Below are 9,665 nucleotides of genomic sequence, written 5' to 3'. Positions count from 1 at the left end.
ATATAAAAAACTCCTAGATTTAATCTAGGAGAATATTTTTTATATTTCCTCTGTCTACTTGACAGAGAGTGGTTCACTTTTTTTTCTGCGTCTAAAAGAACAACACCTTCAGGCGGATTTTGATCGATGGCTCCAACTATTGGATGAGGAACATATAATTCCTCAAGATATTCAATATCTTGACTTGAAAGCTTAATATTGAATGCATTAACACCATCATCAATATACTTCTTCTTTGTAACTCCAATTATTGGAGAAGTTATACCTTTTGCCCATTGCCACGCAATGGCAACTTGAGACATACCTACGCCATATTTATTTGCAATATCGGATACACGTTTAGCAATTTGAGAATCATGTTCTTTAGTTCGGTCATACTTTCCATGTGACACTAGGTCCGTTTTGCTTCGTATGGAATAATTTAACCACTCAGGGCGTGCAAGGCGACCGGCTGCTAAAGGACTATAAGGCATTAGGGAAACTCCCATTTGTTGACATATAGGTATTAACTCTCGTTCATCTTCTCTATACAATAAATTGTAATGGTTTTCCATGGCAGAAAATTGAGTCCAATTGTTTTCCTTTGCAACGTTTTGCATATTATGAAATTGATAGCCATACATCGCTGACGCTCCAAGGGCTCTAACTTTTCCACTCTGAACTAACTCATTTAGTGCTTCCATAGTTTCTTCAATAGGTGTTTGATAGTCGAATCGATGAATAATATAGAGATCTAAATAATCTGTGCCCAACCTTCTAAGGGTACTTTCGATTTCTTGATTTATCGCCTTTTTAGAGAGACGACCTGGATTAAAATAGACCTTTGAGGCGATTACAACCTTTTCTCTTGATATATTTTTTTTGAGCGCCTTCCCTAAGTATTCTTCACCTGTTCCTTTGGAGTAGCTATTTGCAGTATCAAAAAAATTTATTCCATTATCTAAAGCATATTTTACGATTTCCTCAGTTGTCTGAACATCTAATGTCCAATCATGCATGGTGCCAGCTTTCCCAAAACTCATGCCTCCAATACATAACTTTGAAATTTCTATATCTGTATAACCTAATTTTTCAAATTTCATAGAGTTCTCCTTAAAGATCAAAAGTTTATTTGAACAACTTAAAATATTAACTAAGACGAGAGTAACCACTGTCAGATATTTTTTCTAACCAAACAGGTTTTTCTGCTGTAATAGCGATATGATTGAATCAACTATTCTCGATGGCGCCATGCCAGTGCTTGATACCAGCATGTATCATAGGGATTTCATCTGTGTATAGTCATTGAGCGGGTTTACTTACTTATTCCGACCAAATTTCTTTTGCAATATTAAATGCTGACCAGGCTTTAGGCCATCCTACATAAAAACTTAAGTGTGTTATAATTTCTGAGATTTCCTGTTTACTGATGCCATTTTCTTTACCTGTCTTCATGTGGAAGTTTAATTGTTCAAAGTTTCCACCAGCGATTAATGCAGTAATTGTGACAATGCTTCTTTTATGAGCTGACAACTGTTTTTCACGACTCCATACTTGTCCGAAGAGCACGTTATCATTGAGGTCAGCAAATTGGGGTGCAAAATCGCCTAATTGATCTTGCCCAGCTGTTATTTTTTCCATTTTAAAAGTCTCCTTTTTCCATTTGATTTTAGTTGATATATTAGAATGATGCAGATAGTCTAAGTAAGCCAAATTTAGTACTGCTATCAGTGAGAGAAAGCAGTATTCCTTTCATTAAATCACCAAGGTTGTGAGGTCGGTCCAACTGTAAACTCACTAATATTTACTTCATCAGGTTGTTCAAGTGCAAAAGCAACGATACGCGCTATCGCATCTGGTGAAATTTCATATTTTTCATACAATGCATTCATTCCCTCCGCTGCTCTTTTATCTGTAATAGAATTTAACAATTCAGTTTGAATTGCTGCCGGATAAATAGTTGCCGTTCGGATGTTTGTTCCCTCCGCTGCAGATTCCATTCGAATTACTTCCATTAGCTCTCTTACAGCCCATTTTGTTGCGCCATAAACACCACTATTTGGGTATGCCTTAAGACCTGCAACTGAACTTGTTGTAATAATATGACCTGATTTTTGTGCAACAAATTCAGGAATTACCGCTGCAATTCCATTAAGTACACCTTTCAGGTTAACATCTATCATCTTATTCCATTCTGCCGTTTCTAAAGCAGAGATAGGACTACTTGGCATGATACCAGCGTTTAAAAAAATGGCATCAACCTTTCCAAACTTTTCTTTCGCAAATAGAATGAGTTGCCCATTTTCTTCCGGTATTGTAACATCTGTAGTCTTATAAAAAACCTCGCTCCCCTTACTTATTAATTGTTTTGTTAATTCAAGCAGTCGTTCTTCACGTCGAGCAGCTAAAACTAACTTTGCCCCCTTTTGTGCAAGTAACTTTGCTGTTGCTTTTCCAATTCCACTAGAAGCACCAGTAATAATAATGACTTTATTTTTGATATTATCTTCCATCTTAAAGGTCCTCCATTTCTTTTGTTAGATACAATATAAACTATGGAGTAAACTCCAAGGCAAGTGGTAGATCCAAAAATAATATTTTAAAAATAGATTTAAAGTCATTTTCAGGAGATTTGCTTTTAGTAAAAGTACAAAAAAAGTCTGTTATTTGTGATAGTAAAATATACAATAATAGATAAACAAGAACTCCTTCAAAAGTAATTCTTCTTTATGTTTTTTTAGCTTCCCCTCGTATTTAAGCATATGTTCTTCATAATTCTCAATTTTTTCTTCAAGTGCCTCGTACATTTGTTGTATCTCAGAACGGCGTTCATCGATGACAGAGAGTTGTTCTCGAAGTAACTCTTTTCGCGTTTCAATGGTCTGATCACCTTGTATAAATAATTGGATATATTCAATTATTCGCTCCAAAGATACTCCAGCATTTTTCATTCTGAGTGTCCAAACAATCCAATCCTCATCTTCCTTATCATAGTCACGATATCCAGAAGGATTTCTATTTACTGGCGGAATAGCTCCTATTCTTTCCCAATATCTTAAAGTATCTGGAGTTATTTTATATTTTTCGGAAATTTTTTTGATGTTCATTTGAATATACTCCTCTATAATAGTATATGTTTTATTCTTTACATTATATACCTTTGAATTGGAGCGGTGTTAATAAAATAAATATAAAAAGAAGAACAATTTTGGGATTGATCCATTATGATAAACAGAATATTATAGAAAAATAAATAATTTTATATTTTGGGGCGATGGAGTTTTCTTTATCGGCCCATTGTTTATTAGGGTGATAGGTTATATTTGAGTGGAGCAGTAAAGTTAGGCAAAAGGAAATAATAGCATTCATACAGTGGATATAAAAATAATATTACCAAAAGGAAATTTCAAGAAAAAGGCAAAATTATGATAATATGGAAATATGCTTATTAAATTTTAATTTTGCTTAGAAATAAGAACTTGGCTTCTTATAAATATAGATGGTGAGGGATAGAAATGAATAATGTTCATTATAAAGAATTTGGTGAGGGAGTGCCTATTTATTTTATTCATGGAAATGGTTTGAGTTTAGAGAGTATGATTTATTTTTATGAAGGCCTATTTGACACTAAATCACGTTTTAACAGAGTTTATTTAGATATACCTGGTATGGGAGAATCTAGAATAAATCGGGGAACAAAAAATTCAGATGACGTCTTGCTTGAATTGAAATATTTTATTGATCGTCATTCAAAGGGACAGCCAATTATCCTTTGTGGTCATTCATATGGTGGTTATCTTTGTTTAGGGTTAGCCCGTATATTTTTAAATCAAGTTAGTGGTTTTTTCTTGACTTGCCCCGTAGTTAAAGCGAGAAAAAAAGAGAGAGATCTTGCTCAACATAAAAATATCTTTGAAGAAAAAGTAGAGCCAGTTTGTAATCAGGAATTTTTCTCTGATTTTTTAAATATGAATGTTTGTATTAAAGAGCAAACTTGGTTCGATTATCAGCAATCTATTTTACCTGGAGTCAAAAAAGGGATCAACGAATTCTGGGAACATATCGAGGATGACGATTACGCATTTTCATTTGAAAACACTTTATTTAATGATATTTCTGAAGTGAATGGAACCACTTTATTGGGAAAATTTGATCAGATTGTTGGTTTTGCAGACCAAGAACAATTGATGACGGATAAAGTGCATAAAAAGAACAAAGAGGTTTTTATTCTTGACGAAGCTGGGCACAATTTGCCAATAGATGTAAAAGACGAACTAAATATGCATTTTTTGAAATTTATTAGAAATGTAACTAATGATTTTAAATAGAGTATTTAAAGCAAGCGATGGTCTTTATGATTTTGACGGTTTGTCAGCAATGGATTATTACATCAAATCAGAAGTACCAGATGGTTATAAATTTGTTTCATCTGGAATCGCTGAAACTGTTCAAGGAACCGTTACTAAAAAAGTGAGCCAAGGAGTTGGCGGACTACCCAAGATCACTCAGTTACCTTGTTGAGAAGAGAACGAGAACTGCCACAAACCTTGACGACGATTGCAGCGGAACATTTTAATAAGGAAGCGCCAGTTTCTTATTCCCACTTGAAATGGCAAACGCCAAGTAATCCATATTCGCCAGCTTCGATTCTGGATGCGGATATTGTGATGGATGCAAAATAATTTTTGAGAGATTGTAAATTTTATTAAAGTTGTTTAACAGATGGTCAAGAGGGGCGAGAAACTTCAAATTCTATGTTATGCTTGATAGCAAATCAAATCGAAGGAGGCGTTTTTATGCCGCTGTTTGATCAATTGAAAAACTTGGCCGGGGATAAGCTTACGGAATTCCTTGGTGGCACTGGCGAACAAATTTCGGAAAGCACGGAAGAAGTGACAAATCAAGTTGAAGCTGGAACAGATAAAGTGACAGAAACCATTGAACAAGTCGATCCAAGTGAATTAACGGGTGGCTTAAGTGACAAGGTGGATGAAGTGAAAAATTCCATCGGGGAACAGCTCGGAGCACCTACTGATTTGTTAAACAACGTCAAAGATTTTTTTTAAAAATAGTTAGAGAGAAGCTGTAATCGGGTATATATTTCCGGTTGCAGCTTTTTTTATTTGAACAATCATTCGAGATGGCTGAATTGGCTGTATTATGCTATTTGATAAGCGTTCTCAATTAAAGTTTTACTGTGAAATTCACATAAAATCTGCTATAATTAAAAGTATGTAATCGTTTTCTTGAATAGTAAGGAGGAGGAGCTTTTATGGCTGGAAGAATCACCGTTCAGATTAACGGGAAGCCACATGAGGTGGATGAAGGACAACGAATTTTAGACTATCTGAATGAACAAGAAATTAAACATCCGCATATTTGCTACAGTGAGCAAATGGGACCTATCCAATCCTGCGACACTTGTATGTGCGAAGTGGACGGCGAATTAATGCGTGCTTGTAGTACTGAATTTAAGTCGGGTATGAAGATTGAAACGGATTCTGAAAAAGCAACGGATGCGCAACTTGAAGCGATGGACCGCATTTTAGAAAACCATTTGTTGTACTGTACGGTTTGCGATAATAATAACGGGAATTGTCGTGTACATAATACAACAGAACTATTAGGCATTGAAGGCCAATCACGTCCGTATCGCGAAAAGGGCTATCTGAATGATTTTTCGCATCCATTTTATCGCTATGATCCAGATCAATGTATTCTTTGTGGACGCTGCGTCGAAGCTTGTCAAAGTGTCCAAGTCAATGAAACGCTATCGATCGATTGGGAAAGAGATCAGCCAAGGGTTATTTGGGATGATGACAAACCGGCGAACCTCTCATCTTGCGTTTCTTGCGGGCTGTGTTCGACGGTTTGTCCTTGTAACGCGATGATGGAGAAATCCATGCTCGGGCAGGCTGGGTTCATGACGGGGATGGACGAAGATGTGCTTGATCCGATGATTGACCTTGTGAAAAAAGTGGAACCGAACTATCAAACGGTTTTTGCGGTTTCTGAAGTCGAAGCGGCCATGCGCGATACGCGGACGAAGAAAACGAAAACGGTTTGTACGTTTTGCGGCGTAGGCTGCACGTTTGAAGTTTGGACAAAAGACCGTAAAATTTTGAAAGTAGAACCAACTGGGGAAGGTCCAGTTAATAAGTTTGCTACTTGTGTGAAAGGGAAGTTCGGATGGGACTTTGTGAATGACAAGAAACGTCTCACTTCACCGCTCATGCGAGAAGGTGACGAATTTGTACCGGTTAGCTGGGAAAAAGCGCTTGAAACGATTGGAACGCGCTTGCGGGAAATTCAAGCGAAATATGGCAGCGATGCACTAGGCTTTATCAGTTCTTCGAAGACTACAAATGAAGAAAACTATTTGGTGCAAAAGTTGTCACGCCAAGTTTTTGAAACGAATAATGTGGATAACTGCTCACGGTACTGTCAAGCACCAGCTTCTGATGGTCTTACACGGACTGTTGGAATCGGGGCGGATTCGGGAACGGTTGAAGATATTGAATCAGCAGGACTTATCATGCTTGTCGGCTGTTCACCTGCGGATGGGCATCCGGTTATTGCGAGTCGAATCAAGCGGGCGCACAAATATAATGGTGCCAAACTGTTTGTTTCAGATTTGCGTAAACACGAAATGGCAGAGCGAGCAGATAAATTTGTTCGACCAAAACAAGGAACGGACTTTGTTTGGCTAACTGCGGTCGCGAAATATATCATCGATCAAGGTTGGCATGATGAAGCCTTTATGAATGAACGAATTTCGAATGTGGATGAGTATCTGGAATTTTTAGCACCGTTTACTTTACAATATGCGGAACAAGAAACGGGGCTTTCTGTAGATACGCTTAAGGAAATTGCCGAAATGGTTCACGAAGCAGATGGCACTTCGATTTGTTGGGGAATGGGCGTTACGCAAAATATTGCTGGTTCGCACACTTCATCTGCAATCTCGAATTTACTTCTTGTTACAGGAAACTTTGGCAGGAACGGAGCTGGGGCTTTCCCACTTCGCGGACACAATAACGTTCAAGGTGCTTGTGACATGGGCTCGCTTCCAAATGTGCTTCCTGGCGTGCAACCGATTGGCGATGCTGAAGTAAGAGCTCGCTTTGAAGCGGAATATGGGGTTCCAATTTCGGAAACTCCAGGTCTGAAAAATAACGAGATGCTCGATGCGATTGAAGCAGGCACTTTGCACGGTATGTATCTAGTTGGTGAAGAAATGGCTTGGGTGGATTCCAACTCAAATCACGTTCAAGATACCCTAGCAAAACTTGATTTTCTTGTCGTACAAGATGTCTTTCTTTCCAAAACGGCGCAATTTGCTGATATTGTGTTACCGGCTTCGCCTTCTCTTGAGAAAGAAGGAACGTTTACGAACACAGAACGCCGGGTTCAGCGTCTATACGAAGTTATGAAACCGCTTGGCGATTCAAAACCTGACTGGTGGATTACGCAAGAAGTAGCGCGCGCTTGTGGAGCGGACTGGAATTACAGTCATCCTAGCGAAATTATGGACGAAATTGCAAGTTTAGCACCATTTTTCCGTGGCGTAAGTTATGACCGGATGGAAGGCTTTGATAGCTTAGTGTGGCCGGTTGATGAGACTGGTCAAGATATGCCACTTCTTTACAAGGAAAGATTTAATTTCCCTGACGGCAAGGCGCAATTCTCAACGCTTCCTTACGTGCCACCGATTGAATTCCCAGATGAATATGACTTGCAGCTCAATAATGGGCGCTTGCTTGAGCAGTTCCATGAAGGGAACTTGACGGACAAATCGAAGGGGCTAGATTATAAACTTCCAGAAGTATTTGTTGAAGTTTCACCGGCGCTTGCAAAAGAACGCGGTGTTGAAAGTGGCTCGCTCGTTCGTTTAAGCTCGCCGTATGGTCATATTAAATTGCGTGCAGTTGTAACGGACCGAATGAAAGGAAAAGAGGTTTATGTGCCAATGCACTCTGTAAGCAGTGAAACGGCTGTAAACTTGCTAACAAGTAGTACGGGAGATGTTCGGACGAAAACACCGGCATTTAAACAAACAAAAGTAGCGATGGAAGTTTTACAAAAAGAAGGTAAAAATCCGCTCCCAGATCATAACCCACGGAACCGTAAACGCTATCCGCAAAATGGCGTAGAAGTAGAACGGAAATGGAAACGAAATGACTATGTTCCTATTTCAAAAGTGAATTGTGCTTGTGGCGGAAGCTGCGGTTGTAAAGGAGAGAAAGAAAATGGCTGAACCAATTTCAAAAATTCGTGATGTTTCACCTTCTCCGGAAGAAAAGGAAGCGGAACAATTAGAAGAACTAAAACAAACTATTGCACAAGATGAATCAGGCTTTAAGGAAATTTTGGAGTTTGTTAAATTGCTTCATGATGCAGGAGCGCTTGAAGCGGTAAATAGCGCCATGAAAGCGAAAGAAGATATTGCAAAAACTTTCTTAAATGAATGGCGCAAAGAACCGACGACGAATGCGATCAATAATTTGATGATTTCTGGTCAATTTCTTACAGAAACAAAGCCTGAACAAACGGAAGCGATGATTGGTCAAATGAAAAGTGCTGCGAGCGAAGCGGATAAAGCGGCAAAAAATGAATCAATTGTTGGATTGTTCGGTTTGATGAAGGCGATGAAAGATCCGGATGTGAACCGGGCGCTGCGTTATGGCATTGCTTTTCTGAAGGAAATGGGTAAAGGATTAAAATAACGAAGAGGGCCTCCAAGTGTATGGTTTGGAGGCTTTTCTTTAGAGGGGGAGCAGGATGGAGACGAGTGCAAACGAAAAAATGGTTCGTTATGAACGTGGGAAAGCAAAGCGTAATCAGGAAGCGCTTGTTGCGGTTGAATACCCGCTAACCATTTATGTGAACCGAGAAGAGCTCGTTACGATTGTTTGTACACCAGAATATTTAGAAGATCTGGTCATCGGCTTCTTAACTTCGGAAGGTGTTATTCGTGGCGTACAAGATGTTGACCAAATTGAAATTGTAGAATCGACTGGGCATGCGTATGTGACGGCGAATTTTGTTAACAAATTTAATGCGAAATATCGTGCGAAGCGCTACATTACTTCTTGTTGTGGAAAGTCACGCGAAAATTTCTATTTTCAATCGGATGCATCCTTGCTGGAAAGCTTTAATGAAACTTCGATCAGCTTAAAGCCGGAAACGATTTTTCGCTTGATGGCTGAATTTGAAGAAGCTTCGAAAACATTTCACCGGACGGGCGGGGTGCATAATGCGGGTTTGTGTTCAACCGAAGAAGTGCTGCTCACGCGGATGGATATTGGGCGTCACAATGCGCTTGATAAGATTTATGGACACTGCTTAGAAGAGGGAATGGGTGTAAATGACAAAATTGTGATTTTCAGCGGTCGAATTTCTTCGGAGATCTTAGTGAAAACGGCAAAAATCGGATGCGGCATTATTTTATCTCGTTCTGCCCCAACAGAACTCGCGATTCAAATGGCAGAAGAACTTGGGATTACTGCTGTTGGTTTTATTCGAGATGAAACGATGAACATTTATAGTCGCCCAGAACGAATTTTAATAGGTGAATAAAAAATCGTGGCTCTTCAAATAGAGCCACGATTTCAGACTGTCGAAAAACGCCCATCCCTCCATGAGAAAGAAGAGGGATGGGCGTTTTTTTCTATAAAAATGGAAAA

The 9,665-nt window shown here is 38.8% G+C and carries 11 protein-coding genes; 7 read left to right on the top strand and 4 right to left on the bottom strand.

All coding sequences use genetic code 11. From position 1 onward, the window contains the following. The 4 genes from HCK02_RS12485 to HCK02_RS12470 all read right to left on the bottom strand — a co-directional run. Positions 1–1,082, bottom strand: a 1,082-nt coding sequence (locus HCK02_RS12485) for an aldo/keto reductase (protein WP_167630438.1), incomplete at its 3' end; no start/stop codon positions are given. A 220-nt stretch (positions 1,083–1,302) separates the two neighbouring features. After that, positions 1,303–1,620, bottom strand: coding sequence for a carboxymuconolactone decarboxylase family protein (locus HCK02_RS12480; protein ID WP_167630437.1), 318 nt, complete (start codon positions 1,618–1,620; stop codon positions 1,303–1,305). 119 nt (positions 1,621–1,739) lie between these two features. Further along, on the bottom strand, positions 1,740–2,492 hold the full coding sequence (locus tag HCK02_RS12475; protein WP_167630436.1) for an SDR family oxidoreductase: 753 nt from the start codon (positions 2,490–2,492) through the stop codon (positions 1,740–1,742). 150 nt (positions 2,493–2,642) lie between these two features. Next, complete coding sequence (locus HCK02_RS12470; protein WP_167630435.1) at positions 2,643–3,086, bottom strand: MerR family transcriptional regulator; 444 nt, start codon at positions 3,084–3,086, stop codon at positions 2,643–2,645. A gap of 408 nt (positions 3,087–3,494) precedes the next feature. Here HCK02_RS12470 and HCK02_RS12465 point away from each other — a divergent pair, with 408 nt between their 5' ends. From HCK02_RS12465 to fdhD, 7 genes are all read left to right on the top strand, one after another. Further along, the gene (locus HCK02_RS12465) at positions 3,495–4,307 is read left to right on the top strand and encodes an alpha/beta fold hydrolase (protein WP_167630434.1); all 813 of its coding nucleotides are present in this window, start codon (positions 3,495–3,497) and stop codon (positions 4,305–4,307) included. Next, positions 4,294–4,500, top strand: coding sequence for a hypothetical protein (locus HCK02_RS12460; RefSeq protein WP_167630433.1), 207 nt, complete (start codon positions 4,294–4,296; stop codon positions 4,498–4,500). Before HCK02_RS12465 ends, HCK02_RS12460 begins: the two co-directional genes overlap by 14 nt. After that, positions 4,497–4,661 (top strand): hypothetical protein, encoded by a 165-nt coding sequence (locus HCK02_RS12455; protein ID WP_167630432.1) that lies wholly within the window; start codon positions 4,497–4,499, stop codon positions 4,659–4,661. The genes HCK02_RS12460 and HCK02_RS12455 overlap by 4 nt, the downstream gene beginning before the upstream one ends. A gap of 114 nt (positions 4,662–4,775) precedes the next feature. Then, positions 4,776–5,045: a hypothetical protein gene (locus tag HCK02_RS12450; RefSeq protein ID WP_167630431.1), complete on the top strand. Its 270-nt coding sequence runs from the start codon at positions 4,776–4,778 to the stop codon at positions 5,043–5,045. A 206-nt stretch (positions 5,046–5,251) separates the two neighbouring features. Next, positions 5,252–8,236: a formate dehydrogenase subunit alpha gene (gene fdhF / locus HCK02_RS12445; RefSeq protein ID WP_167630430.1), complete on the top strand. Its 2,985-nt coding sequence runs from the start codon at positions 5,252–5,254 to the stop codon at positions 8,234–8,236. Next, complete coding sequence (locus HCK02_RS12440; RefSeq protein WP_167630429.1) at positions 8,229–8,705, top strand: helical membrane plugin domain-containing protein; 477 nt, start codon at positions 8,229–8,231, stop codon at positions 8,703–8,705. The genes fdhF and HCK02_RS12440 overlap by 8 nt, the downstream gene beginning before the upstream one ends. A 55-nt stretch (positions 8,706–8,760) precedes the next feature. Next, positions 8,761–9,558, top strand: coding sequence for a formate dehydrogenase accessory sulfurtransferase FdhD (gene fdhD, locus HCK02_RS12435; protein WP_167630428.1), 798 nt, complete (start codon positions 8,761–8,763; stop codon positions 9,556–9,558). Positions 9,559–9,665 lie beyond the last annotated feature (107 nt).

The organism is Listeria valentina (genome assembly GCF_011800755.1).
Taxonomy (GTDB): domain Bacteria; phylum Bacillota; class Bacilli; order Lactobacillales; family Listeriaceae; genus Listeria; species Listeria valentina.
The sequence above is the reverse complement of the archived record's forward strand: the minus strand, read 5'-3'. Positions and strand labels throughout refer to the sequence as shown.